The sequence below is a fragment of the Microvirga sp. BF8 genome, assembly GCF_059888585.1.
On sequence record NZ_CM187619.1, the window covers coordinates 3,649,706 to 3,673,871 of the forward strand.

Annotated in this window: 22 protein-coding genes; 7 read left to right on the forward strand and 15 right to left on the reverse strand. The window is 60.0% G+C overall.

Annotated features, from left to right (window positions below; translation table 11 throughout):
• The first annotated feature begins 25 nt into the window (after positions 1-25).
• Positions 26-331, forward strand: coding sequence for a TfoX/Sxy family DNA transformation protein (locus tag AC522E_RS17255; RefSeq protein ID WP_500747473.1), 306 nt, complete (start codon positions 26-28; stop codon positions 329-331).
• A gap of 21 nt (positions 332-352) precedes the next feature.
• Positions 353-1,324, forward strand: coding sequence for a 2-hydroxyacid dehydrogenase (locus AC522E_RS17260; protein WP_500747474.1), 972 nt, complete (start codon positions 353-355; stop codon positions 1,322-1,324).
• 6 nt (positions 1,325-1,330) lie between these two features.
• On the opposite strand, the gene AC522E_RS17265 is transcribed toward AC522E_RS17260, so the two are convergent.
• Genes AC522E_RS17265 through AC522E_RS17275 form a run of 3 tightly spaced genes read right to left on the reverse strand, consistent with a single transcriptional unit; the run spans position 1,331 to position 4,029 of the window.
• Positions 1,331-2,353 carry an AraC family transcriptional regulator gene (locus tag AC522E_RS17265; protein ID WP_500747475.1) on the reverse strand — a complete coding sequence of 341 codons (1,023 nt, stop codon included), beginning with the start codon at positions 2,351-2,353 and terminating at the stop codon, positions 1,331-1,333.
• Positions 2,354-2,369: 16 nt separating this feature from the next.
• Complete coding sequence (locus AC522E_RS17270; RefSeq protein ID WP_500747476.1) at positions 2,370-3,437, reverse strand: AraC family transcriptional regulator; 1,068 nt, start codon at positions 3,435-3,437, stop codon at positions 2,370-2,372.
• A gap of 7 nt (positions 3,438-3,444) precedes the next feature.
• A complete protein-coding gene (locus AC522E_RS17275; protein WP_500750741.1) occupies positions 3,445-4,029 on the reverse strand; it encodes an AraC-like ligand-binding domain-containing protein in 585 nt (194 codons plus the stop codon).
• A 191-nt stretch (positions 4,030-4,220) separates the two neighbouring features.
• On the opposite strand from AC522E_RS17275, the gene AC522E_RS17280 reads away from it, so the two are divergent.
• Positions 4,221-4,592, forward strand: a complete 372-nt coding sequence (locus tag AC522E_RS17280) for a tetratricopeptide repeat protein (protein ID WP_500747477.1) — start codon at positions 4,221-4,223, stop codon at positions 4,590-4,592.
• 223 nt (positions 4,593-4,815) lie between these two features.
• Here the strand turns inward: AC522E_RS17280 and AC522E_RS17285 are convergent, their stop codons facing one another.
• Positions 4,816-6,621, reverse strand: coding sequence for an IlvD/Edd family dehydratase (locus tag AC522E_RS17285; RefSeq protein ID WP_500747478.1), 1,806 nt, complete (start codon positions 6,619-6,621; stop codon positions 4,816-4,818).
• Between the two features lie 563 nt (positions 6,622-7,184).
• Here AC522E_RS17285 and AC522E_RS17290 point away from each other — a divergent pair.
• A complete protein-coding gene (locus AC522E_RS17290; protein ID WP_500747479.1) occupies positions 7,185-7,409 on the forward strand; it encodes a hypothetical protein in 225 nt (74 codons plus the stop codon).
• Positions 7,410-7,442: 33 nt separating this feature from the next.
• Here AC522E_RS17290 and AC522E_RS17295 read toward each other — a convergent pair whose 3' ends face one another.
• The 4 genes from AC522E_RS17295 to AC522E_RS17310 all read right to left on the reverse strand — a co-directional run bounded on the left by AC522E_RS17295 (position 7,443) and on the right by AC522E_RS17310 (position 12,233).
• Positions 7,443-8,243 carry a tellurite resistance TerB family protein gene (locus AC522E_RS17295; protein WP_500747480.1) on the reverse strand — a complete coding sequence of 267 codons (801 nt, stop codon included), beginning with the start codon at positions 8,241-8,243 and terminating at the stop codon, positions 7,443-7,445.
• Between the two features lie 60 nt (positions 8,244-8,303).
• A complete protein-coding gene (gene eda, locus AC522E_RS17300) occupies positions 8,304-8,948 on the reverse strand; it encodes a bifunctional 4-hydroxy-2-oxoglutarate aldolase/2-dehydro-3-deoxy-phosphogluconate aldolase (RefSeq protein ID WP_500747481.1) in 645 nt (214 codons plus the stop codon).
• Positions 8,949-9,000: 52 nt separating this feature from the next.
• A complete protein-coding gene (locus tag AC522E_RS17305) occupies positions 9,001-11,172 on the reverse strand; it encodes a TRAP transporter permease (RefSeq protein WP_500747482.1) in 2,172 nt (723 codons plus the stop codon).
• A gap of 83 nt (positions 11,173-11,255) precedes the next feature.
• Positions 11,256-12,233, reverse strand: a complete 978-nt coding sequence (locus AC522E_RS17310; protein WP_500750742.1) for a TAXI family TRAP transporter solute-binding subunit — start codon at positions 12,231-12,233, stop codon at positions 11,256-11,258.
• 724 nt (positions 12,234-12,957) lie between these two features.
• Here AC522E_RS17310 and AC522E_RS17315 point away from each other — a divergent pair.
• The gene (locus AC522E_RS17315; RefSeq protein ID WP_500750743.1) at positions 12,958-13,536 is read left to right on the forward strand and encodes a CHAP domain-containing protein; all 579 of its coding nucleotides are present in this window, start codon (positions 12,958-12,960) and stop codon (positions 13,534-13,536) included.
• A complete protein-coding gene (locus tag AC522E_RS17320; protein WP_500747483.1) occupies positions 13,529-14,713 on the forward strand; it encodes a caspase family protein in 1,185 nt (394 codons plus the stop codon). Before AC522E_RS17315 ends, AC522E_RS17320 begins: the two co-directional genes overlap by 8 nt.
• 98 nt (positions 14,714-14,811) lie before the next feature.
• Here the strand turns inward: AC522E_RS17320 and AC522E_RS17325 are convergent, their stop codons facing one another.
• From AC522E_RS17325 to AC522E_RS17345, 5 genes are all read right to left on the reverse strand, one after another.
• Positions 14,812-15,312 (reverse strand): hypothetical protein, encoded by a 501-nt coding sequence (locus AC522E_RS17325; RefSeq protein ID WP_500747484.1) that lies wholly within the window; start codon positions 15,310-15,312, stop codon positions 14,812-14,814.
• 292 nt (positions 15,313-15,604) lie between these two features.
• A complete protein-coding gene (locus AC522E_RS17330; RefSeq protein WP_500747485.1) occupies positions 15,605-17,317 on the reverse strand; it encodes a putative 2-aminoethylphosphonate ABC transporter permease subunit in 1,713 nt (570 codons plus the stop codon).
• On the reverse strand, positions 17,314-18,465 hold the full coding sequence (locus tag AC522E_RS17335; protein WP_500747486.1) for a putative 2-aminoethylphosphonate ABC transporter ATP-binding protein: 1,152 nt from the start codon (positions 18,463-18,465) through the stop codon (positions 17,314-17,316). The genes AC522E_RS17330 and AC522E_RS17335 overlap by 4 nt, the downstream gene beginning before the upstream one ends.
• A gap of 46 nt (positions 18,466-18,511) precedes the next feature.
• Entirely contained in the window at positions 18,512-19,540 is a 1,029-nt protein-coding gene (locus AC522E_RS17340; RefSeq protein WP_500747487.1) for a putative 2-aminoethylphosphonate ABC transporter substrate-binding protein, read from the reverse strand.
• 195 nt (positions 19,541-19,735) lie between these two features.
• A complete protein-coding gene (locus tag AC522E_RS17345; protein WP_500747488.1) occupies positions 19,736-20,575 on the reverse strand; it encodes an EamA family transporter in 840 nt (279 codons plus the stop codon).
• 187 nt (positions 20,576-20,762) lie between these two features.
• Here AC522E_RS17345 and AC522E_RS17350 point away from each other — a divergent pair, with 187 nt between their 5' ends.
• Positions 20,763-21,269, forward strand: a complete 507-nt coding sequence (locus AC522E_RS17350; RefSeq protein ID WP_500750744.1) for an RNA pyrophosphohydrolase — start codon at positions 20,763-20,765, stop codon at positions 21,267-21,269.
• A 49-nt stretch (positions 21,270-21,318) separates the two neighbouring features.
• On the opposite strand, the gene phnY is transcribed toward AC522E_RS17350, so the two are convergent.
• Positions 21,319-22,767, reverse strand: a complete 1,449-nt coding sequence (gene phnY / locus AC522E_RS17355; protein WP_500747489.1) for a phosphonoacetaldehyde dehydrogenase — start codon at positions 22,765-22,767, stop codon at positions 21,319-21,321.
• Between the two features lie 130 nt (positions 22,768-22,897).
• Positions 22,898-24,157, reverse strand: a complete 1,260-nt coding sequence (gene phnA / locus AC522E_RS17360) for a phosphonoacetate hydrolase (RefSeq protein ID WP_500747490.1) — start codon at positions 24,155-24,157, stop codon at positions 22,898-22,900.
• Positions 24,158-24,166: the final 9 nt, after the last annotated feature.

A 24,166-nucleotide genomic window follows, 5' to 3' on the forward strand; every position in this document is an offset into this window, starting at 1 on the left:
GAATGTCTTCGCTGGAGTCTTGCCGATGGACGATGCTGCGACCAGCACCCTTTTCGGCCTGGGTAACGTGACACAAGGCCGACTGGCCGAGGTTGGAATCAGCACGGTCGGCGCACTGCGCGCGACCGGGTCGGTCGAGGCTTACAGGCGCCTCAAATTCATGTTTCCCCGTCAGGTCACCTTGACTGCCCTCTATGCGTTGGAGGCCGCCCTGCGGGGATGCCACTGGAACGATCTGCCGCCGTCGGTTAAGACCGTACTTCGGCGCGAAGCCACAGCGATTGACGAAGCGCTGCGCGGGGGTCTGTCCCCCCGCTGCAGGCGCAACTGAGAGCATCGAACAGGACAAGCCATGACCGGAACGGACATTCTGATGACCGGGCGAATGCTGCCGAGTGTCATCGAGGCGCTGGAGAAGAGCTTCACCCTTCACCGCATGTGGGAGGCTCCGGACCGGGAGGCTTACCTTCGCGAGATCGGCCCTCGCATCCGTGGCATGGCCACGAGCACGATGACAGGGCGTGCAGATGCCGCCTTTCTAAAGCATTTCCCCAATGTGGAAATCATCGCCAGCTTCGGCGTCGGCTACGACAATGTCGACGTCCACGCGGCAGCAGAGCGCGGGATCATCGTCACCAATACGCCCGACGTCCTGAATGACGAGGTCGCCGATCTGACCATCGGCCTGCTCATCGCAACGCTCCGCCGGATTCCCCAGGCCGACCGTTATCTTCGCGCCGGCGAATGGCGGAAGGCGCCGTTTCCACTGTCGCCAAGCCTTCGGAGCCGCAAGGTCGGCATTGTCGGTCTCGGACGCATCGGGAAAGCCATCGGTCGGCGTCTCGAGGGATTTGGTGTCGAGATCGCCTATCATGGCCGGACCCGGCAGGAGAACGTCGCTTACTCCTATTATCCGACGCTGAGGGGAATGGCGGAGGCGGTCGACGTCCTGATTGCGATCACGCCGGGCGGCGCCGGTACACGGCACCTGATCAATGCCGACATCCTGAAAGCACTCGGTTCGAACGGCGTCGTCATCAATGTCGCCCGCGGCAGCGTCGTGGACGAGAAGGCTCTGATCGAGGCCCTGCGCGATGGAACCATTCTCGCTGCCGGCCTCGACGTCTTCGAGGATGAGCCGCGCGTGCCGCAGGAGCTGATCGACATGGACAATGTCGTTCTTCTGCCGCACATCGCGTCCGGGTCCATTCACACCCGCAAGGCCATGGGTCAGCTTGTCGTCGACAATCTCGTCTCATGGTTTTCCGGCAAGGGGCCGCTCACGCCCGTCCCGGAGACACCCTATGAGGCTCGCCCCGTGTGAGGCATCCTATCCACGCTTGAGCAGTGTCTGCCTCGGCGTCATGCCAAAGGTACGCTTGTAGAGGCTGCCGAATTCCCCCAGGTGCGTGAAGCCGCACATGAGAGCGATCTCCGTCACGGAGGACATCACCGGGTCCGCCATGGTCAATGCGCGATGGGCATGGCGCAGCCGAGTCGTGCGCAAGAAGGCCATCGGCGTCATGCCGCGGAAACTCTGGAAGCCATTCTGCAGGCTCCTCGCGCTGACCCCGGCATGGGCGGCAATGTCGGCCAATGACAGCGGTTCGGTAAAGTGCGCCTCGATGAAGGCTTCCGCTCGCCTGACATACACCGGATCAGCCGAAGCCTGAGGTGCGAGCAGCGCTTCCGAATACGTATGGCGATGGGAGAGGAGGAAGCCTGTCAGCAGCGACTGCTCGAATTGTCGCCACGCTGTCGGAGATTGCCTGATCATGGCCCCCGGTTCCGAGAGTTCCGCCTCCGCATAGTCCAACAGCCTGAGCCAGCTGCTCCCAGAAGGGACGTCGAGATCGACGCCGACGTCGAATTCGATGAATCCCGGGATGTCGTAACCGAGCAGCTTGGTGCAGCACTCCACAATCTTGTGGCGGCTCATGATGAGAACGTTGTGCTCCGTACCCTTCGGAAGGGTGATGATCCGCTGCGGACCGGATGGGAAAACGACAGCGCGCTGCCGTGAAATAGAAAAAGCCTTGCCTTTGATCCTGAGCTGGCTGGGCTCCGCTAGACCCGTGACGAAGGCCATTCGATCATTGGCATCCTCGGGGACCTGGTTGATTTCCACGTCCCGTTCGACCTGAACCCGGAAGATCCCGAGGTCGGCCTGTCCGCGATACCCAAACATGCCGCCGGCAGGCCTATCCCGTGAAATCGGGGTGAGGCGCTGGGGAGACACGAAAGTGTTGAGAGCATTCTCCAGTTCTTCGAGCCTGGTCGACCGCCATGTTCGGTCGATGATGAGGCTGCTTTGCGGTACTGGATCGGCTTCCGGATCTGGCAGTTCCTTCATAGTGACGGACAACCATTCATGGCCTGACGGACCGCTGCAGTGTTCGCCCCGGTGTCTCGCCGAAGACCCGCCGGTAGGCTGTCCCGAATTCTCCCAAATGCGTGAAACCGCAGGCCAGCGCGATCTGCGTTACCGTAACGGTCGAGGGATCCGCCACCAGCAATGCCCGGTGAACTCGGTGCAGTCGCGTCGAGCGCAAAAAGGCCATCGGTGTCATGCCGCGGAAGCTCTGGAAGCCGTGCTGCAAGCTTCTCGCGCTGACCCCCGCGTGGGCGGCAATGTCCGCCAATGACAGTGGCTCCGTACAATGTGCCTCGATAAAGGCCTCCGCCCTCTTCACATAGAACGGCGCCGCCGCCGATTGCGGACGCAGCAGCGCATCGGTGTAATTGTGCCGGTGGCTCAGCAGGAAACCGGTGATCACCATCTGCTCGAGTTGCTGCTGGACAGCCGGAACATTGCGGATCAGCGATTGGGGCGCGCTGATCTCGGCGGAGGCGTATTGAAACAGTCTCAGCCAGGCCTGCCCATTCGCGCTGGCCAGATCGAATTCACCTTCAAATGCCACTTGGCCAGAAACGTCACGCCCCAGGAGCTTCGCGCAATATGACGCGACCTTTCGATGATCCAGCACCAGAACCCGCGTGCAGCATTCCTCGCTGTACTGCAGAGCCTTGGCCTCGCCAGCTGTGAAGACGACGCCCTGCCGATCCGACACCGGCAAGCGCCTGGGCCCCAGCTCAAGCTGACCTGTCCCCTGTGGAGCCATTACAAAAGCGATGCGGTCGCCTGGCTGATCGTGATATTGAACGGAAAGCTCACGCCTGTAGCCGACATCGAAGATCGCCAGGTCCGCCATTCCATGGAACCCGAAGCTGCCGTCAATGACATTGCCGCGCGTGACAGGCACGAGCGTATGGGGCGCTGCAATGAAATTTACGACGGTATCTTCGATCTCGTCGAGCCTCGAGGACTTATAGATGACATCGAGGATGCCGCCGGCCCGGAACCGCAGGGATTGAGCCCCGTCGGGTTCCCCAACGGAAGAGGCATCATCCGGAAATGGTGCCGCGGGCTTCGTCATGCCTATTTCAACATGGCTTTGCTCGGTGTGACAGTCTCAACCAAGCTTGCCCGGCGTCATCAGTAGGATCGAAACCGGTCTCGAATTCACCATCGCCGACCCTGTCATGCTCCAGGAGGATGGCACCGCACGACGAGATCTTCCGGCATTCCAACGCGAGGGTCGAGAATTCGCAATCAGACAAATGATAAATTCTTTTCGGTGACGTGGATGCAAACACAACGGCACCTTGGGGAGAGACAGCGGACTCGCATTGTTCCCGGACGAGCCTCCCTCGCCCTCGATGGGCAATGGTGCAAGGAGGCCGGCTGTGTTCATTCTCACAGGAGAGCCGACTGCTGTTTTCGCGCTCAAACGCTGCATTAAAAATAGCCCGGCTGCCAACATGGCGCAGCTGGAATTGAGCATCGAACGCTCGATCGCGCCCTGACGCCATGCGCATATCGCTTTTGGACACAAGAACGCTCGTCAGGTGTTCAGGTTCTTCGATATTCGGTGCTTTGAAACTTACGGTAGTAGTGCCTCCTTGAATGCCGACTTCCGGAGAAGGGTTCCCGTTCTTTAGGCCTCGATCATTTCCGCCTGGGACCATCAACACCGCCGACAAGCTGCAGAGCTTGGTAAAACGCTACGATTTCTGCGCAATTCCGACAAGTCGTGCGGGTTTCCGATTTTCGTAGGGGGAGGACGGGTTCACTCTTCACTCATGGAAACAAGGCTTTTGCAAAGCTTCCTTGAAGGAAGGCTTCCAACAAGTCGAAAGTCTATTCGCCGGACACCCAAATGACCAACAACTTCTCCAGCGTCATTACCTCGGATACCTTCCAATCAGTGAAGTACACTGGAAATTTTACGACTCGTTCTTCTTTTGCGACGTCTCTTCTAATCCTCATGACTCATTATTATCGCGTTCAGCTCCATTTGAAGCGTGGGCAGATTTTATATCATTTAGGCCAATATGACGCTGCACTTCAGGACTTTCGAGCAGCCCTGCGCCTGAACTGGCGGAGCGAAACTGCGATGTCCTGGATCGACCAAGCGCGAAGGGCCGGCAAGCGAAGCGAACTTCCGTCAATCGCGCCGAGGAAGGACTACTCTTCCGATGTTGAGGCTCATTGCCTCGTCGCCGCCAAAGCCATCACTTCTTTCCTTTAGAGCGACTCTTAGAGCGACGCACCCTCTGGGAAGAATGGCCAGCTCTCATTTTGTCTTCGAACGACGAAATGGATCAGGCGTGGATTTTCGCAACCCACGCCTGATCCCCTGTCTGCCGCGATGTTTCTGTCCATCCTCGGCCCTATAGCGGAATGGATGTCACCGCAATCTGCCGCAACGGAAGCTCCTTCCGGCCAGTCCGATCGCTGACCTCGATCCCATTCTAATGGTTATCGCGGGGCGTGTATTTCTGCGCGACGCGCTGGAACTTCACGGCGGGCTTGAGGGTCATCCCTTCCGAAAGCTGATCCACCATTGCCCGCTGGATCTCCTGCCAGGGTGTCTGGCTTTCCGGATATGGGTAGCCGCCCTGTTCCCTTAGTTCCGCGCGTCGACTCTGCAATTCCTCGTCCGAGATCAGGATGTTGGCGCTGCGGTTCTTGAGGTCGACACGGATCCGGTCGCCCGTTCGCAGGAGGGCGAGCCCGCCGCCGATGGCCGCTTCCGGAGATGCATTGAGAATGGACGGTGTTCCGGACGTGCCTGATTGACGCCCGTCACCAAGACAGGGAAGAGAGAGGACACCCTTCTTGATCAGTGCGCCCGGCGGCTGCATGTTCACGACCTCGGCTGCGCCGGGATAGCCCACCGGCCCCGCCCCTCGCATGATCAGAATCGTGTGCTCGTCGATGTGGAGCGACGGGTCGTCGATGCGATGGTGATAATCCTCCGGGCCGTCGAAGACGACAACCGGCCCCTCGAAGGCGTCAGGGTCCTCTGGGTTGCTCAGATACCGGGTTCTGAACTCCTCGCTGATCACGCTCGTCTTCATGATCGCCGAGTCGAACAGGTTTCCCTTGAGATTGAGAAACCCGGCTTTTTCCTTCAAAGGGTTGTCGTAGCTGCGGATGACGTCGCGGTCCCAAGTGAACTTGCCGCGACAGTTCTCGCCGATCGAGGCTCCCGTGCAGGTCAAGGCATCCGTGTGGATCTTGCTGGCACCGATCAGTTCCGCCATCACGGCAGGAAGGCCGCCAGCCCGGAAATATTCTTCGCCCAGATATTCACCTGCCGGCTGCACATTGACGAGCAGCGGAATCTCGAAGCCGACACGCTCCCAGTCGTCGCAGTCGAGAGGAACGCCGATATGTTTCGCGAGCGCATTGAGATGGATGGGAGCATTGGTTGAGCCGCCGATGGCAGCGTTCGCGACAATGGCGTTCTCGAAGGCTTCGCGGGTGAGGATGTCGGATGGCTTCAGATCCTCCCACACCATCTCGACAATGCGCTTGCCGGTCTCGTAGGACACCTGGCCGCGCTCGCGGTAGGGTGCGGGAATGGCAGCTGAGCCCGGCAGCGACATGCCGAGGGCTTCCGCCAGGGCATTCATGGTTGAAGCCGTGCCCATGGTGTTGCAGTGCCCATCCGATGGGGCGGATGATCCGACGATATCCATGAACTGCTGATAGTCGATATCGCCCGCCGCGTGGCGTTCGCGCGCCTTCCAGATCACGGTGCCGGAGCCGGTGCGCTCCCCATGGAACCAGCCATTCAGCATCGGACCGACATTGAGGGAAATCGCGGGAATGTTGACGGTCGCTGCGGCCATCAAGCAGGCGGGGGTCGTCTTGTCGCAGCCGGTGAGCAGCACGACACCATCAAGCGGATATCCGAACAAAACCTCTACGAGCGAGAGATAGGCCAGGTTGCGGTCCAGACATGCGGTAGGACGCTTGCCCGTTTCCTGGATCGGATGGCAGGGGAACTCGAACGCCACCCCGCCCGCCTCGGTGATTCCGTCACGCACTCGCTTGGCGAGTTCAAGGTGATGCCGGTTGCAGGGGGAGAGGTCAGATCCCGTCTGAGCGATACCGATAATCGGCTTTCCGCTCTGCAATTCCTGCCGTGTCAGGCCGAAGTTGAGATACCGCTCCAAGTAGAGCGCCGTCATGCCGGGATTATCCGGATTGTCGAACCACAACCGGGAACGAAGCTGATCGGGGGTCCGGCGTCTCGGCATTTCGGCCATGTCCTGGTCCTTTTCTCGAAGAACTCTGTGCCGGTCGATTTGATCCGCTGCTGCGGCGGAAATCAACTGGCTAGGCCCTGCTCGATCCTGCTTTCAGCACCTGGAGGCCCTCGCAGGCGAAGTTTTTCTTGCAACTTTGTCACTGTCGCAGTTTGACCCGTCCGCGACTTCGGATCCAGCCATGCTTCAACGCCTCCTGCTCGCTGTCTTCAGGCTGAGCCTTGCCGTTCCTGCAACTGCCGACGAGTGTCCGACGGTTCTGACGGCCAAGATTGGCTTCGTTCTGGAGCGCCATGGCACGAGGGCCGGGATCCGGCCGACGTCGGAAAACTTCGTGCATGTGGTGAACACTTATCCGGATGGGAAGAAGCAGGACGTCATCTACTATCGCGGGCTGTTCGAGATCAGCCGCTTCGACGATGCCGGGAGGCGCTTCAACGTGCCCCTCTCCGATCTGCGGTCGATCTTCCCGCTCGATGCCAAGGCCCGGCGTGCAATAACCTATAACCTATGCGCCTGCTCAACCGGGAAAAGTTGGCGCCCTCGTCTCCCAGGAAATCGTCGTGACAGGTCGGGAGAAGCTGGAGCTCGGCTCCTGCACTTATACCGTGACGATCATCCGCAACCGATTCTTGAATGCGGAAGGCCGGGTTCTCTCGGAGCATACGGATCTCTACTCCACTGAACTCGGCTTCGTTCTCGGGAAGCGCTATGATGAGAAGGGTGGGCGGCAGACGACCGTGCTGTATCAAACCATCAGGCCCCTGACACGCGCATCGCCGCTTTGACGATCGGGTCTGACGATCAGGAGTCATGCCCGTTCACCGGACAGCACCGATCGTTTCTTCGATTTGCCCACGCAGCTTTTGATCGAGATCGAGAGCTTCCGCCAACTGCCGCAGGAATTCGTGCTCCTGAAGTGTATCCGGATCGATGGCGAGCAGCGCCGCCGCATAAACCTGGGCGGCGATTTCGGGATCGTCGACCCCGTCCGCAAGTTCCTCCACGGTGACAGGCGATTCCATTTCTCGCTCCAGCCAGCGTGTCGCCTCAGGGTCGATCCCGGCTTCCGTCAGGCCACGGACGATGCGGGTCCGCTCGATCTGATCGATCTGCCCATCGGCGGCGGCAGCCGCCACCATGGCGCGGAGGAACCGCATCGCGTCGTCCTCGGTCTGCGATATGGGATGAAAGCGTGACGTCTCGGGCAGATCGACCAGCGCCTGGTCCTTGGCCGCACCTGAGAGAGCCGCCCCGGAGGAACCTCCCACGGTGACGGCGGAGCTTCCCGCCTTCTGGCTTTGATAGGCTCTGTAGGCCAAGCCTCCGATGACCGCGAGACCGCCCAACCTGGCGAGACCTCCCGAGATGCCACCCTTCTTGCGTTTGCCGAACATCAGGCCGGCAAGCGCAAGCAACGCGGTCTGGGTCAGGGCAGGATGCCGGGCAGCGAGCTCCTTGGCCTTTTCCAGCATCGGTGCAACCGATGCCGCGGCGCTGCCCTGGTCTGGGGCATGGTCAGGTGTCTGTGTTCCATCGCCGGACGGTGGCTGTCCTGTTCCCTGATCCGGCCTGGCCAGGGCGCCGACAACGGCATCCAAGAGCTTGCGGTAATCGACCATGAGGACCTCCCTTCATCGCATCCAAAGTCATGGACTCAACGGGAGCGCCCCCTGAATGGTTCAGGTTGGCCTGCGCAGTGCGGCGGCTTCCGCGGCCAGTTGCCCGATTCGGTCGAAGTCACCTGTCCGCAGAATATCGGCCGACGCGACCCAGGTGCCGCCAACGCATGGAACGTTCGCGAGGGATAGATAGGACGGAGCGCTCGACAGGTTGATCCCACCCGTCGGACAAAAGGATAGTTTCGGCAACGGCCCCTGCACGGATTTGAGCCACCCGGCCCCGCCTGATACCTCCGCCGGGAAAAACTTGAGGATCTCGAAGCCGAGCCCTGCCAGAGCCATGGCTTCCGAAACCGTCGCGCAGCCCGGCATCACCGGGATTGGGGCCTCCCACAAACGCTCTGCCAGCCTTGGCGTCGTGCCTGGCGTGACGATGAACTTAGCCCCGGCATCGATAACCTCGCCGATCTGGCTCTCTGAGAGAACTGTCCCCGCCGCAACGACGGCCTCAGGCACAGCCTTGGCAATGGCGGCAATGGCGTCCATCGCCGCAGGCGTGCGCAGGGTGATTTCCACGACTGGAAGTCCGGCCCCGACCAGCGCCAGAGCGAGATCGATGCTCATGCGCGCATCGTCGATCGTCACCACCGGGATTACAGGAGCGAGGCGCGTAAACGTCCGCAGGGTTTCAGTCTTCGTTGTCATGGCTCCATCCAGACGGTTTATTGGGACACCAACGGTTTGCTCCGTGCCTGTGTCAGGCGGGCAACGTCCGTTGCTGGGAACGGGCGCGGACAAGCTGCGTGATGATGACAGGGCAAGCCAGCGCCAATCCGATCAGCGTCATCGTCATATCCGGTGCAATAATCGGCAGCGCGGCAAGGCCGGCAAGCCAGCGCTCCCACGCCCGCATCGGCGCGAGGGCGAAGCCGGTGAAGGCCGCCGAGAGCAGTACGATCCCGAACATGCACCCGCCCACGACGAAGAAGAAACTCGGCCAGGTGAATTCCGGCGTTACGATCAACATCGCCGGCCCATAGACGAAAACGAACGGCACGAGTGCCTTGCCGAGCCCAAGCCGGAAGGCTGTGTTGCCCGTCTTGAACGGGTCAGCTCCCGCCATGCTCGCGCCTGCATAGGCCGCCAGTGCTACCGGTGGCGTGATGTCGGCGAGAACGCCGTAATAGAAAACGAAGAAATGCGCCACGATGGGAGCGACGCCGAGGAGGCCCAGAGCAGGCGCAGCAACCGTGACCATGATGATGTAGTTCGCCGTCGTGGGAACGCCGCATCCGAGCAGGATGCACACGAAGGCGGTCATCAGGAGCGTGAAGAACAGGGTCATGCCCTTCAAATCGAACATCGCCGCCGGCAGGAATTCACCAAGCCCTTGTGCGATCTGTGCCGCGAACGAGGTGACGATGAACGAGATCTTGAAGCCGACGCCCGTGAGAGTGACGACGCCGACAATGATACCGACCGTCGCCGCAGCCGCGCCGACTCCGATGGCGTATTTCGCGCCGACGACGAAGGCATCGACGAGATCGATGATCCTAGCCTTGCCCAACTCGCTCTGGAGCCAGGTCCAGATCATCAACCCCAGCAGCACGGCAAAAACGGGAATGACGAAGGAAAGGCTGGTGAGAAACCCGCCTGCGATGGCACCGGCGATAGCTGCGAGGAATCCAAGCGTTACGAGCGGAATGCGCACCGTCCCGATCAGGACACACGCCGTGATGCCCCAGAAAGCGGCGAGGTAGGGCGTGAAGCCGGAGAACAGCACGATCAGCAGGACGGCAAGCGGCATGATCGATTGCCATCCCTCTCGCAGCACCTGCACGGGATTTGGGAGTTCCTCCGCGCTCATGCCCCGCATACCGGAACGCCGTGCCTCGAAGTGGACCTGCATGAAAACGCCGAAGAAGTGCATCAGAGCCGGCACGATGGCGGCCAGAATTACCGTCTGGTAGGAAACGTTGAGGAACTCGACCATCAGGAATGCCGCGGCACCCATGATAGGCGGCGTGATCTGCCCGCCTGTCGACGCGGTCGATTCGACAGCCGCCGCGAAGTGGCGCGGATAACCGAGGCGGATCATCGCAGGAATGGTCAGCGAGCCGACGGTGACGGTATTCGCAATCGACGATCCCGAGATCATCCCGAACAGGGCCGAGCCGAAGATCGAAACCTTGGCCGGGCCACCGGCGTATCGCCCAGCGAGACAGGAGGCGAGATCGATGAAGAGTTTGCCGAGCCCGACCCGCGTCGCCAGAACGCCGAACAGCACGTAATGGAAGACATAAGTGGCAACGACGCCGAGCGCGATGCCATAGATGCCCTGGCTCGTCAGGTAGAGGTGATTGACGATGTTCGACCACGACGCCCCTGGATGCTGGAGGATGCCCGGCATGGAAGGGCCAAAATAGGCATAGAGCATGAGGAGGATGGCAATGACCGGCAGGGGCCAGCCAACGGACCGGCGCACGGCCTCCAGCAGCACGACGATAAGGACCGTGCCCATCGCAACATCGGTCGTCGAGGGGTTGCCGACGCGGAAGGCGAGTTCATTGAAGATCCAGGGCACGTAAAGGCTGGTCACGGCAGCGGCAGCGGCAAGCGCCCAGTCAAGCAGCGAGATGCCGCCGGGGCGCCACCATTCCGATGGCGCGAGCTTTTCCTGGTCCGTCTTTCTCGCCGCGAACACGAGATAGATCAGGCCGAGCACGAAGGCCATGTGGATGCCGCGATGGGTGGTCTCGCGCAAAAGCCCGAAGCCTGCCGTGTAGTAGTGGAACATCGAGAGCGCGAAAAGCAGGCTCGCAACGATCCAGGCCGTGCCGGGCAGAAGAGGCCGGAACCGCATCTCCGGGTCGAACTTTTCTTCGAGGCTGCGGTCTTCGACAATCACGGAGACGTCTGGATGGGCCATGGTCCTAGGTTCTCTTCATACGCTCAAGACGAAACAGCCCCTCACGACGGCTGTCGTGAGAGGCTCTGCTGAAATAATAGAGCTTAGGCCTTCAGAAGGCCCGCCTCCTTATAGAACTTCGCCGCACCGGCATGAACCGGAATGCCGGCACCGGCAAGCGCTGTTTCCTTACGGATGAACTTGCCCTTCGCATGGCCCGCGTCGAGAGCCGCGCGTGTCTTGTCGCTCCAGAGGTTCTTTGTCACCTCATAGACGACGGCGTCGGGAACCTTCGCCGAGGTGATCCACTGCGCGCCGACCGCGAGCGTCTTTGCGGCGCCGACATTCTTATAGGTATTTGCCGGAATCTCATCGGTCGAGAAGAAGCTGTATTTCTTAATGAGCGCATCTGCCTCAGCGCCAGCGAGCGGCACGATATCGATGCCGCCGCCGGTTGCTGCGAGCTCGGTGATGGCGCTGGTGGGATAGCCTCCGACGAAGAAGAAGGCGTCCATGCCGCCGTCGCGCATTTTCTCCGCGGCCTGGTTCGGCTTCAGGAAGTCGGCCTTGATATCGCTTTCCTTGAGACCCCAGGCCTCAAGGATGATGCGAGCGTCGACGAGGGTGCCCGAACCCGGCTCGTCGAGGGAGACGCGCTTGCCCTTGAGGTCCGCCACTGACTTGATGTTGGCAGACTTCGCGGCGACGAGATGGATGCTTTCGGGATAAAGATTGGCGAGAAGCCGGAGATCCTCGAGCTTGCTCTTGCCTTCGAACAGGCCGGTTCCGGTATAGGCCCAATATGCAACGTCAGCCTGACTGAACCCGGATTCGAGCGCACCCGATGCAATCGAGTTGATATTGGCGACAGAACCGTTCGAAGCCTGGGCGGTCAGAACGAGTTGCGGAGGATTGGAGATCGCATTGGCGAGAAGGCCGCCGACAGGGTAATAGGTTCCCGCCGTTCCGCCGGTTCCGATACGGAAGAAGGCAGGAGCCTGCGCAAAGGCACTGCGGCCGAGGAGGGCACCGGCGCCGAGGCCGAGGCCGAGCTTGGCCAAATGGCGGCGGGTCATCGTCATGGACATTATGATCTCCCAATCAATAGAAGGGCCGCATCGGGGCGGCCTCAAATGATCAGTCTATCCAAATTTCAAGGGTCGTCTACGAAAGCTCGCGAAATTGCCTTGGGATAGCTCCGGCGGCCGAAGGCACAGGACGCATTCGGGACTGGCCACAGCAATTTCCGGTAGAACTGGCTCCCGATTCGATGAATGGCGTTACTGCCGCAGCGCAAGAGCGGCTCGGGCAATTGTGCCGTTGGTGCAGGGCCACCGCCATCCCGAACGCACTCCACAGACTCGAGCGATTAGCAAGTTTTAGTACTTCCCAAGAGCTTCCCTGTCCTGGCGCAGCGCGATCCAGGAAATTAATAGTACTCTCTTATACTCCATAACCCGTGAATTTTACTCTTGAACCAACTTACAAACATTATCCTTAGCCAATAAATGGGATGCTTGGGGCTGAGAGGCCGCCCCTCGCAGCCACCGGCAGATTGGATCGCGGAGCTTCGAGATGAAACGGCGAGAGTTCGTGGGTTTCACAACTTTCTCAATATTCGGGTCTTGCCTCCTCGCCTCCCGCCGTACCGCGTACGCTGTTCCTGACAATGTCGAAATTCTTCCTGGAGTCGAGTTCCCTGCTGGCGAACGGGTTCCGACAGTTGAGGAAATTCTTGCAGCCCAACCTCGGATCCGAGGAACGGACCCACCCTACAAGTCCGAAGTCCAGTTCGGGCAGAAGGTGATGGATAAAAGCCCAACCGATACGAGCCCGTTCGAAGTTGCGCGGTACTTTGAACGGCTCCGGCTCGGAGAACTGAGGAACGATCTGGGTCCGGATTCATATCTCTACGGTTCGGAGTGGCCCGTCCGAGCCAATCCCGTCATAGTGCATTTCTTCGATGCAACGACGCTGCGAACACCCGCCGGCGACCAAACACCCTGGTGTGCCGCATTCGTGAACTGGTGTATCAATCGAGCCCATAGCGGCAAGTCTGCGCGCGACCTGCTGCAGGAGACACGAAGCGCAGCGTCGGCGTCGTTTCGAAACTGGGGCTCCCCTACGACATCGCCGCAAGAAGGAGACATCGTGGTTTTCAGGCATAGGCGCGAGCGCGAAAAGGGACATGTGGGCTTTTTCGTCAGCGCAACGCGTGGCGGCGTCTATGTCCTCGGAGGGAATCAAATGCCTCATCGGGTACGCGTCCCCGGAGGGACCTACGAACTCAGAAATACAGGCGAGATCAATACGAAGTTTCTGCCGGAGGTCGGAGCAGATTTGGAGCTTCTCTCGTTCCGCACTCATCCAAGTATTCATGCATGACAAGGCTGTCGGGATTTCCCCACTCGACGGTTCGGGCACGCCGCTGGCCGCTCGTCAAACCCGGGCTTGGAAAGGGAGCGAGCGAATCAGCGGCTTCGGAGGCACAATGCTTGAATGGAAATGCGCGATCATGGCGTTGTGCAGCGTCGCAACAGGACTACTGCTCGCATCCATGACGGCTATATGGCCGGTCGAAGCGTCTGAGGTTCGTGTCGCTCTCGTCATTGGAAACAATAAGTACGCCGCAGTGAGTCAGCTCACAAATCCGGCGCGCGATGCGCGTCTCGTCGCAAGTACCTTCAGCAGTCTCGGGTTTCAGACCGTACAACTGGCAAATGATCTATCGCGGAGCGACTTCATTGGCGCGCTGCGGCAATTCGAGCGCGAGTCGGAAACGGCAGATTGGGCTATTATATACTATGCAGGCCATGGCATCGAAATTAACGGGACAAATTACCTCGTGCCCATCGATGCCCAACTTCGAACCGACAGGGATGCCCCTGACGAGGCGATCTCGCTCGATCGGATCCTCACATCGATCGAGAGTGCCAAGAAGCTGCGACTTGTCATTCTCGATGCCTGCCGCGACAATCCCTTCATCCCAAAAATGCGCCGAACCACCGCAACCCGTTCGATTGGAAGAGGTCTCGGCTACGTTGAACCCGAAGGCGGGACGCTGATCGCCTACTCGGCCAAGCATGGTCAGCTCGCACTTGATGGGAATGGTGAGAACAGCCCATTTGTCCTCTCTTTGGTAAAGCACCTCGTTACCCCCGGCGTCGAGATAAATAAGGTCTTTCGCGCCATTCGAGACGATGTCCTCAAAGCGACCTCCAGAATGCAGGAGCCGTTCCTCTACGGATCCCTTCCAAACGAAGATTTCTATTTTAAGCCACCACAACCTTCGGCGACCCCCGCTTCGACAGAGGCCCCGCCAAGTGCATCGGATGGTTCAAACAATAAAAGGCCTGAGCAATCGCCGCCCAGCAATCAGCCGTCGCTCAAGCGTCCGACAAAACCTTCCAGTGCGAACGTGTCTAAGGGTTCCGAGGCGCGTCCAATCAAGAAAAAGACTGCTGCTGTCCCAGTCCGGAGCCGTCCTACGAGCGCTCGCAACTCAAACGGCACGAAACTGGGCAACTGCTTTAAATTCGGCGGTCAGCAGTTCTGCGAATGATCGCCTGCCTGCGATTGAATTTCAGATTGCGAAACAATGCTTTATGGCCACTCCCGATCATCGAATACAACATGCAACCTACGCTCCTATCCGATGTGTCAGGGGCGAGAGAACACATTTCCCGTCACAATCCGACAGGTGCTATCCTCGACGGTCACGCGTCCGCGGCCACCGTTGCGTTGGACCTCCATCTGACAGCCGAGGCCCGATCCCGTCTGCAAAATATGGATTGTCTGCCTGATGGATGTGTTGTTCCTGTTCCTCGTCCATTGGCGAACAAAGGAATGTCCGTCCCAGGTGAATCTCGTTCGACCATCGGCTGCACCTCCGGTTGGATCGCCTACGACCTCATACTCTCTGTCCCTGCGACCACCGGAGACATCGAAACGGTGAAAAATACGTCCCTTGTCGGATACATAGATCCGGTCGCGCCAGTTCTGACGGAATGTCCCGCGTCGCCGACTCTCCACCAGTTCACGATAGTCGACGATGATTGAGTGCCCTCTGAGCACATCGAGCCCCGGCGACTGAGAAAGGGCAGGCCATGCACCGAAGACAAATGCCAGACCCGTGAAGGCAACGTGCGATGCAATGCGCATCTGAACCTCCATGTGCCTCCCAGCGCCTGTGCACGTCCGCTCAAAGCCTTGGCTTCAATCCGCGGCAGAGGCGCTTGCCCATGAACAAAGTCCCAGAACTTCAGCGACAAATCGTCAACTGCAGCTTTGGTTACTCTCGTACACTAGCAGAAAAGTGGCGCCGCCGCCCGTGTGACCTTGCAACGCCGCGCGGGGATTGCGGCCAACATCTTCATGCGAAATTCCCATTGGAACGAGCGTCCCGAAATACAGTCCCCGCATAGACATCCCTCGCCGAACCGCGCTCGGCCGGTCAGATCGCTTCCTTGCGCCGCCACCGCTGCAGCCGATAAAAGACGGTGCGCGCCAGAGCGAGATGCGCGAGGCGGACGCCGATCGCAGTTGCCATGATAGCCGTGGCCATGGCCGCGGCGGAGGCGCCGGCACCTGCCTCGTCCATGTGAACAATGGCGATCGAAGCGAGCTTGCTGTCCGTCCCGTAGAGGAAGATGACGGCCGAAACCGTCGTCAGGGCGTTGACAAACATATAGACGGCGACGTCCAGGATCGTCGGCGCACAAATCGGCACCGTCACGGCGGCGAAGGTGCGCCAGAACGGCACCTTGAGGGATGCGGAGACCGATTCGAACTCGCCATCGATCTGCTTGAGAGCGGTAAGAGCAGTCAGATGGGAGACCGTATAGAAATGCGCCAGCGTGTTGATGACGAGGAGGGCAAGCGTCCCGTAAAGGAACGACAGAGGGTTCCACGAGGCGTTGAAGAAGAAGACGTAGCCGAGTCCCAGCACAAGCCCCGGAACCGCCATGGGCAGCATGGCGAGGAATTGCGCGAGGACACGGGCCAGCCGAAACGCATTGGTCTTCTCGATCAGGTAGGCTCCGGAGAATACGAGGACGGAACCAATGACAGAGACAAGGGCTGCCAGGGACAGCGAGTTGAAATAGGGCTGCCAGCCACTGGGCTCGACATTGGAGAAGTCGTAGTTGGCCAGCGTGAGCGCGAGGTTGTAGGGCCAGTATTGAATGAAGGAAGCCCAGACAGCGACGCCGTACGTCCCGGCGATGGTGCCCCCGATGACAAGACAGAACAGAAGGCAAGCAAGCGCGAGCCTCCGGTTCAACGGCGGTTCGAATGGAACGGCACGAGCGGAAAGAAGGGCGACCTGGCGGCGCTTGGCCATCTTTTCAACGGCGAAAGCAACGACGGCCGGCACAAGCAGAATCATCCCGACAACGGCACCCATGGAGAAGTTCTGCTGGCCAACGACCTGCTTGTAGGCATCCGTCGCCAACACATCATACTGCCCGCCAATGACCTTCGGCACACCAAAGTCGGTGATGACGAGGGTAAACACCACGAAGCTCGCGTTGATGACACCGAACCGCGCACCGGGGAGGGTTATGGTCCAGAACACGCGTGTCTTCGATGTGCCGAGCGCGGCAGCAGCTTCATAAAGGCGCCCGTCTGCGAGAGAGAGCGCAGTGACCAGGATCAGCAGTGCATGCGGAAAGACGGACAATACCTCGCCCATGACGATGCCAATGGGCCCGTAGACGCTATGCCCCATGAGCAGGAAGCCAAGGAAACCCTGATTACCGAAGATGTAGACAAGGGAAATTGCAGCGAGCAGCGAAGGGGCGAATATCGGCAGCAGGGCAAGCGCATAGAACAGGCCTTTTGCCGGCAGTCGCGTCCGTGTCAGGGCATAGGCATAGGTGAAGGCGAGCGGGATCACAATCGCCGTCGACACGCCCGCCACAGTCAGAGAGTTCTGAAGCGATACGAACAGTGTCGGAGTTGTAAAATAAGTGAGGTAGTTGGCGAACCCCACGAACGAGCCGTCGGCGCTCTCGAAGCTTTTCGACAAGAGCGACCAAAGCGGCAGCGCAATGATAACGACGAGGACGAGGCTGAGCCCCCCTACCAGGATCCCGGCGATCTGACGTTCGCTAAGATGCAGGCGCGATGGAGCAGCCGTCGTGGGCAGGGCAAGTCCGGTACTCATCGCCGGATCTCCTGCGCCTCAAGAGGAAACAGGCGGAAGGCTTCGGGAGGAAAAGCGACACGACGCGTCTGACCTACGGACATGCCCAGGTCACGCATCGCATTGGTAGAGAAATCCGCGGCGATGCGCGTTTTCGGAGAAGCGAGGGGAACCAGGGTCGCACGACAGAAGGCACCGAGAAAGGCCAGATTCTCAATGCGTGCCTCGAAGGCGTTCGGTGTCTCCGCGTCGATGTTGCGGGTCTTCACGTCTTCGGGACGCATGGCGAGTTTCACCGACGCACCGGGCTGGAAATCACGCGGGTCGGCAACCGCAAAGACCAGGCCTCCGACATCCACCAGGCCCGGTGACACGACCTGCGCTTCGAGAAACGTCATGTGCCCCACGAAATCGGATACGAAAGCGGTCTCTGGTGTCCGATAGATGACCTCGGGCGTCCCGACCTGCTCGATCCGTCCGCTGTTCATCACAACGATCCGATCGGCCATGGCAAGGGCCTCCTCCTGATCGTGCGTGACCATGATCGTTGTCACCCCAAGACGCTTCTGCAGCGCCCGGATTTCGCTGCGCAACCGAACCCGGACCTTGGCGTCGAGTGCCGAGAGCGGCTCGTCCAACAGAAGAAGTCCCGGCGACGTCGCCAGTGCTCGCGCGAGAGCCACGCGCTGCTGCTGGCCGCCGGAGAGTTGAAGTGGATATTTTTCTCCCTGGTCAGGCAGGCTCACGAGCGCAAGCAGCTCGTTCACGCGAGCCGTCACGTCGGCGCGTCGCCATTTGCGGTTGACGAGGCCGTAGCCCACGTTACGTGCGACGGTCAGATTGGGAAAGAGCGCATACGATTGGAATACGATGCCGAAGTCGCGCTGGGCCGGCTCGGCATGCGAAACGTCACGCCCGTCGAGAAAGATCTTTCCCTCGTCCTGCACGTCGAGACCCGCAACGGCGCGCAAAAGCGTTGTCTTGCCGCAGCCCGAAGGACCGAGGAAGCACACGAACTCCCCTTTGCGGATCTCGAGGTTGATCCGGTCCAGCGCCGTAAAAGCGCCGAACCGTTTCGTGAGATTGACGATGCGCAGGTAGGCATCGTCGTGGCGTGCCGGCTCGTCAAGCGGGACACCTTGCGGCAGCGGAATGCTGATGCTGTTCATCAAACCTGACTCCCCCTCTTCAAGCTGGCACGGATCGACAATGCGATCAGTTCTTCGGGGCAGCCTTCGACTCGTAACGTTTCGACCACTCCGCCAGGACGCGATCGCGATTTGCTGCCATCCAGCTCAAATCGTTCTTGATCATGCCCTTCTCGGCATTGGCCGGGTAGTTGGGGGGTGTGTTGTCGACACCCGGATAGGCCACAATGGCATAGGATTTGGAGTAGAGCTCGCTCGCGCCCTTGGTCGCGCCCCAGTCTGCAACCTTCTTTGCGGCCTCGAGGTTCTTCGTGCCCTTGACGATGGCGGTCGCCTCCATCTCCCAGCCGGTGCCCTCCTTGGGAATGACGACGTCGAGGGGCGCGCCTTTGGTCTTTTCGGAAGCGCCCCGCATGTCGAGCGCAAGGCCGACAACGCGCTCACCCTTCGCTGCCTGCACGCAGGGCGCCGAGCCGGAATGGAGATAGGCGGCGATGTTCTCGTGCAGACCGTCCATGAATTTCCAGCCGGCCTCTTCTCCCATCCCCTGGAGCCAACCTGCGACCATGAGATAGCCGGTGCCGGAGGAAGCCGGGTGCGGCATGACGATCTTGCCCTTGAATGCCGGTTTGAGAAGATCCTGCCAGGACGACGGCGTCTTGGTGTCGATCTTCGCTCCCTCGGCAGTATTGTAGCAAACCACGCCGAGATAGGCGTCCATGCCTGTATAGGTGTAAGGCGCCTTGGGATCGCGGAAGACTTCCTTCAACTGATCCACGCCCTTGGGCTTGTAGTCCTCGAGAAGTCCCGCCGACTCGAACATGAGGAGGCTCGATGCGGCGAGACCAAGCACCATGTCCGCTCGCGGATTGTCCTTTTCTGCCAGGAACCGCGCCGTAATGACGCCCGTGGAGTCGCGGACCCATGAGACCTCAACGTCCGGGACGGCTTTCTCGATCGCCTGCTTGAATGGCCCAAGCTGATCGTTCTCAAGAGCCGTATAGACCGTCAGCTTAGTCTTTTGCTGAGCGGACGCTGCCGTTGCCAAACCGAGAGTCAAAGCTGCGCCAAGACTCGCTACAATCCACTTTTTCATTGCCTGTCCCTCTTTATTGCTTAGGCCTGGGTAGTAAACGCCCCCTTGAATACTCACACAAGATGGTCCTGTGCCCATTTTTGTGGTCTTGTGACCGGTATCGCGCCAATCCGGAGTATCCCAGGGGGATATGCGAGCGCGTGTAGGCTGCCTGCAATGACAGCCGTGCGACAGTCGGATCAACAGCGGTCCGATTTACTGAATGCGGATCAGCGCCAGACCGATACAGATGATTGCGGCGGCGAGCACGCGGCGCGGCAGCAGTGGTTCCTTGAGGACGATGAAGGCGATAAGGGCCGCGAAGAGGACACTCGATTCCCGCAGTGCCGCAACGAGGGCAATGGGTGCGACCGTCATTGCCCAGATCGCGATCCAGTAGGAACCCAGCGACATGCTGCCCCCGATGAAGGCAGAGACAGGTTTTGCAAAGATGATGCCGACCTTCCGGAGTCCCTGGCGTCCAAGCACGTATAGCAGCAGCGGGAAACCGTCGATGACGAAAAGCGCTGCCGCATAGGCATGTGGGTCGCCCGCCACGCGGGCGCCGACTCCATCCACCAGGGTGTAGCCACAGATGATCATCGCCGTGATCAACGCGAGAACGACGGCCCTCGGCTCCAGGCTCTTTTCGCGACCCGCAAAAGACATCAGGACTACGCCGCCGGCAAGCAGTGCAATCCCGAGCCCGCCTCTCACGGTCACCGGTTCGCTGAGCAGTAAAAGAGAACCGATCGTCGTCATGAGCGGTGCGCCGCCCCGTGCGATCGGATAGACCTGGCTCATGTCTGCGTGCCGGTAGGCCTCGGTCAGCGCCACGTAGTACCCGAGATGCAGCACGATCGAGCCTGCGAGCCATGGCCAGGATTCCACGGGTGGCATGCCGAACCATGCCAGCGCCGGCATTGCCGCCACACCCGCCATCGTCGTGATGCGCGTCATGGCAAGGAGCGGATCCAGCCTCAGTTTCAGCGACGCGTTCCAGCCGGCATGCATCGCCGCGGCGGCGAGAACTGCGGCGAATACCAGTGGATCCATCGTAAAGAAACTCGTCAAAGGGGTAGGATCCCTCGGCTGGAGGAATCCCAAGCTGCTCGGTCCCTGAAAGAGTAAAGCAGGTTGCCATCAATCCTTCGCAGGGAATCCTACAGCGAGATCGCGCGATATGATAAAGCTTACCGTGAGCCGTTACACAACTGCAAGTCTCGATAGGCACGACTGGTCCATGCCCGCCCTTCCCTACCGGCAGAATGTCGGAATAGCCCTGTTCAATCGTGATGGCCGTGTGCTGATCGCACGCCGTCTCCGGGACGATGGACCCGAGGTGATCGCCCCGGGACACGAATGGCAGATGCCGCAGGGCGGGATCGATCCGCATGAGGACACGCAGGTGGCTGCCCTTAGGGAACTGTGGGAGGAAACGAGCGTGCAGAACGTGCGCGTCCTGGCCTGCATGTATCCGGCGATGACTTACGACTTTCCGCCCTATGAGGGGCCGGCGCACAAGCTCTCGGCGTTCAGCGGCCAGCGTCAGATTTGGTATGCGATGCGTTTTTTGGGCGACGAGAGCGAAATCGATGTCACCGTCGGCCAAAACGGTGAGGAACCGGAATTCGATACATGGCGCTGGGCCCGGTTGAGCGAGACCGTCGGCCTTGTCGTTCCCTTCAAACGCGCGATCTATGCCGCCGTGAGCGAGGCTTTTGCAGGCCTTGCACATCCGGAGGCATGAATGCTCCCAGAACAGCAGACAGGATCTCCTCACCTGTCTCGCCATCGATTCATCCCCAGGGCATTGAGAATGTGCGGACGTTCGTGAAACTTTTCATCGCCTCCCAAACGCCTTCCTTGTAGCCATTGCCCGAGTCCTTGATCCCGCCGAACGGTGACATCTCGATCCGATATCCTGGGACCTCCCAAACATTCACGGTCCCGACATCGAGTTCATTGATGAAGCGCGTGATGTAGTCGAACCGGTTGGTACAGACACCCGACGACAGGCCATAGGCCGTCGAATTCGAGATGCGGATAACCTCGTCGATATCGTCTGGCACCCGGACGATCGGGATGACCGGGCCAAACGTCTCCTCACGGACCAATTCCGCGTCATGGGGAATATGATCGACCACTGTCGGCGGGTAGAGCGCACCTTGGCGGTTATTGCCGTGAAGCAACCGGGCGCCGGCGGCGACGGCTTCATTGACGCGCCGCTCGAAGGTCTTCGCTGCTCCCTCATGAATGACCGTTCCGACATCGACATCCGGGTCCATGGGATCGCCGCATTTGAGCTTCTTCGCCTTCTCAAGCACGAGAGCGGAAAACTCGTCCGCGACGCTCCGCACCACAAGGATCCGCTTGACCGCCGTACAGCGCTGACCGGAATTCTTGGTCGCTCCCTGGACCGCGAGTTCGGCGGCCTTGTCCAGATCCGCGTCCTCCATGACGATGAGCGGGTCGTTCCCGCCAAGCTCGAGGACGGTGCGCTTGTATCCGGCCGTCGCCGCAATATGCTTTCCGACACGAACGGAGCCTGTGAAGGTAATGAGGTCCGCATCCGGATCGGTAATCATGGCATCCCCCATCGAGCCCGGGTTGCCGGTGACGACGGAGAGCATTTCGGGAGGTAGTCCGGCCTCATAGAGCACATCCGCGAGTTTGAGCGCCGTGAGAGGCGTCAGCTCCGTGGGCTTCAGTACGAGCCGATTGTTTGTCGCGATCGCCGGGGCGAGCTTGTGCGACACCATGTTGAGGGGATGGTTGAACGGCGTGATGGCCGAGATCACTCCCAGGAGAGGCATACGCTGGGTGAAGATCTTGCGCTTCTTTCCGTTCGGGCTGATGTCGCACGAGAATGTTTCGCCGTCGTCGCGAATGCTCAGTTGAGCGGCGAAGGACCAGACATCATAGGCCCGGCTGGATTCGTAGAGGGCATCCTTCCAGCACAGGCCCGACTCCGCCGTGATCAGACGGGCGAATTCCTCCTTGCGGTCACGGAGGATCTCTGCCGTGCGCATCAATATCTGCTGACGCTCGTAGCGAGTCAGGTTCGATTTGAAAGCCCGGGCCTTCGCGAAGGCGTCACGGACATGTTCCGGGCGGGCCGAAGGCACGGTGCCGACGAGTTCGCCGCTGTAGGGATTGCGAACTTCCACAACCTCGTCGCTCGTCACCGCCTTTCCGGCGATGCGCATGGCTTCTTTCAGAAAAGGAACTCCGGAGGGCGCATTCATTGCTTATCGCTCCTAGCGCATCGTGCGGGCCCGCAAGGGGCACGCCAGTGAAAAGTAGGCCCGGCCTTTCGCGACGGACGATGCGCCGCGCAAAATGAACATCCGACCCGGAAGTGGAATCCACTTCCCGTCAGGTTTGCTGGGAAACCAGATTGAGGGCGACATCGAACACATCGAAATTGCGCAAGGTCCGGCCTTCGGGCAGCGTGACTTTCCGGTTCACGATCATCGGCACGACCTGTTCCGTAAGACCACCGTGCGAGCGCAGGGGCTCGGTAAGACCGGAAAGATCGTGCCGGTCGCGGCTCGTCCCAAGGACCTTGTGCCGCGTCGATATCGCGACGATGTCACCGATCCGGTCCGGCGGCAATTCAAACCTTTCGCAGGCATCCTCCTTGCTCAGAACCAGCTCGATGCCTTCGACCGCGGCCAGATTGCGGATGACGCCGGCCCGGTCCACGGCATCGGGAAGGTAGAGGGTGGCGAACGACCCGAGCGCCCCATGATGGGCCACATAGGGATCCGTGATCGGCAGGATCACTCTGGCGCCGTCGATCATCGCCGTTCGGTCGCACCAATCCTGCAAATAGATGACATCCGGCTCGCCATTCGGAAGATACTTGTCGTTCATCCCGTGGTCTGCTGTCAGCGCGATGACGCAGCCAAGTGCGTCCAATTCTCCGACATAGCGGTCGATCATCGCGTAGAAAGAATTCGCGATTTCCGAACCAGGCGCCGCTTTGTGCTGAATGTAGTCGGTGGTCGAGAGATACATGACGTCCGGGCGGAACGTTTTGAGGAGCTTCACGCCGGCGGCGAAGACAAACTCCGACAGATCGGCCGAATAAACCTCGGGCAGAGGCTTGCCGACGAAATTCAGCACGTCGCCGATTCCGTTTTCCTCCTTCGTCGCCTTGTTGGCCTTTTCCGAGGAGAATGCGATTGCGCGCCCCGTGGACGGAGCGAGGCCTTTTCCGAGGAGGGTCCGCAGTTTGTCCTTTGCGGTCACCACCGCGACTTTGGCGCCTGCGTCCTGGAACGCCTTCATGATGGTATCGGCACGCATGAAGCGTACATCGTTCATCATGACCTCTTCGTGGGACTCGGTATCGTAAAAGTAGTTGCCTGCGATACCGTGGACAGCCGGCGGACGCCCGGTAATGATGGAGATGTTGTTCGGGTTGGTGAAGCTTGGAATCACGCTCTTCGCGAGCAGATTGGCACCTGTCTTCATCATGCGATCGATGTTCGGCGCCAATCCGGCGGCAATGGCGGCCTCGATATAGCCCGGCTCCGAGCCGTCTATGCAGACGGCGACCGTCGGAATCGTCGGGATGTGGTAGCTGCGCCCGTTAGCGACGACCTGGTTGGTTCGGTTGTGAGCGTTCACTGCACGCCT

What these genes read in the sequence shown, in the direction of transcription:
- AC522E_RS17330 (WP_500747485.1), bottom strand. Translation starts at nt 17,317, where the DNA reads ATGAGTACCGGACTTGCCCTGCCCACGACGGCTGCTCCATCGCGCCTG.
- AC522E_RS17350 (WP_500750744.1), top strand. Translation starts at nt 20,763, where the DNA reads ATGCCCGCCCTTCCCTACCGGCAGAATGTCGGAATAGCCCTGTTCAAT.
- AC522E_RS17265 (WP_500747475.1), bottom strand. Translation starts at nt 2,353, where the DNA reads ATGAAGGAACTGCCAGATCCGGAAGCCGATCCAGTACCGCAAAGCAGC.
- eda (WP_500747481.1), bottom strand. Translation starts at nt 8,948, where the DNA reads ATGACAACGAAGACTGAAACCCTGCGGACGTTTACGCGCCTCGCTCCT.
- AC522E_RS17315 (WP_500750743.1), top strand. Translation starts at nt 12,958, where the DNA reads ATGGATAAAAGCCCAACCGATACGAGCCCGTTCGAAGTTGCGCGGTAC.
- AC522E_RS17285 (WP_500747478.1), bottom strand. Translation starts at nt 6,621, where the DNA reads ATGGCCGAAATGCCGAGACGCCGGACCCCCGATCAGCTTCGTTCCCGG.
- AC522E_RS17310 (WP_500750742.1), bottom strand. Translation starts at nt 12,233, where the DNA reads ATGACGATGACCCGCCGCCATTTGGCCAAGCTCGGCCTCGGCCTCGGC.
- phnY (WP_500747489.1), bottom strand. Translation starts at nt 22,767, where the DNA reads ATGAATGCGCCCTCCGGAGTTCCTTTTCTGAAAGAAGCCATGCGCATC.
- AC522E_RS17280 (WP_500747477.1), top strand. Translation starts at nt 4,221, where the DNA reads ATGACCAACAACTTCTCCAGCGTCATTACCTCGGATACCTTCCAATCA.
- AC522E_RS17305 (WP_500747482.1), bottom strand. Translation starts at nt 11,172, where the DNA reads ATGGCCCATCCAGACGTCTCCGTGATTGTCGAAGACCGCAGCCTCGAA.
- AC522E_RS17260 (WP_500747474.1), top strand. Translation starts at nt 353, where the DNA reads ATGACCGGAACGGACATTCTGATGACCGGGCGAATGCTGCCGAGTGTC.
- AC522E_RS17335 (WP_500747486.1), bottom strand. Translation starts at nt 18,465, where the DNA reads ATGAACAGCATCAGCATTCCGCTGCCGCAAGGTGTCCCGCTTGACGAG.
- AC522E_RS17320 (WP_500747483.1), top strand. Translation starts at nt 13,529, where the DNA reads ATGCATGACAAGGCTGTCGGGATTTCCCCACTCGACGGTTCGGGCACG.
- AC522E_RS17345 (WP_500747488.1), bottom strand. Translation starts at nt 20,575, where the DNA reads ATGGATCCACTGGTATTCGCCGCAGTTCTCGCCGCCGCGGCGATGCAT.
- AC522E_RS17275 (WP_500750741.1), bottom strand. Translation starts at nt 4,029, where the DNA reads ATGGTCCCAGGCGGAAATGATCGAGGCCTAAAGAACGGGAACCCTTCT.
- AC522E_RS17255 (WP_500747473.1), top strand. Translation starts at nt 26, where the DNA reads ATGGACGATGCTGCGACCAGCACCCTTTTCGGCCTGGGTAACGTGACA.
- AC522E_RS17325 (WP_500747484.1), bottom strand. Translation starts at nt 15,312, where the DNA reads ATGCGCATTGCATCGCACGTTGCCTTCACGGGTCTGGCATTTGTCTTC.
- AC522E_RS17295 (WP_500747480.1), bottom strand. Translation starts at nt 8,243, where the DNA reads ATGGTCGATTACCGCAAGCTCTTGGATGCCGTTGTCGGCGCCCTGGCC.
- AC522E_RS17270 (WP_500747476.1), bottom strand. Translation starts at nt 3,437, where the DNA reads ATGACGAAGCCCGCGGCACCATTTCCGGATGATGCCTCTTCCGTTGGG.
- AC522E_RS17340 (WP_500747487.1), bottom strand. Translation starts at nt 19,540, where the DNA reads ATGAAAAAGTGGATTGTAGCGAGTCTTGGCGCAGCTTTGACTCTCGGT.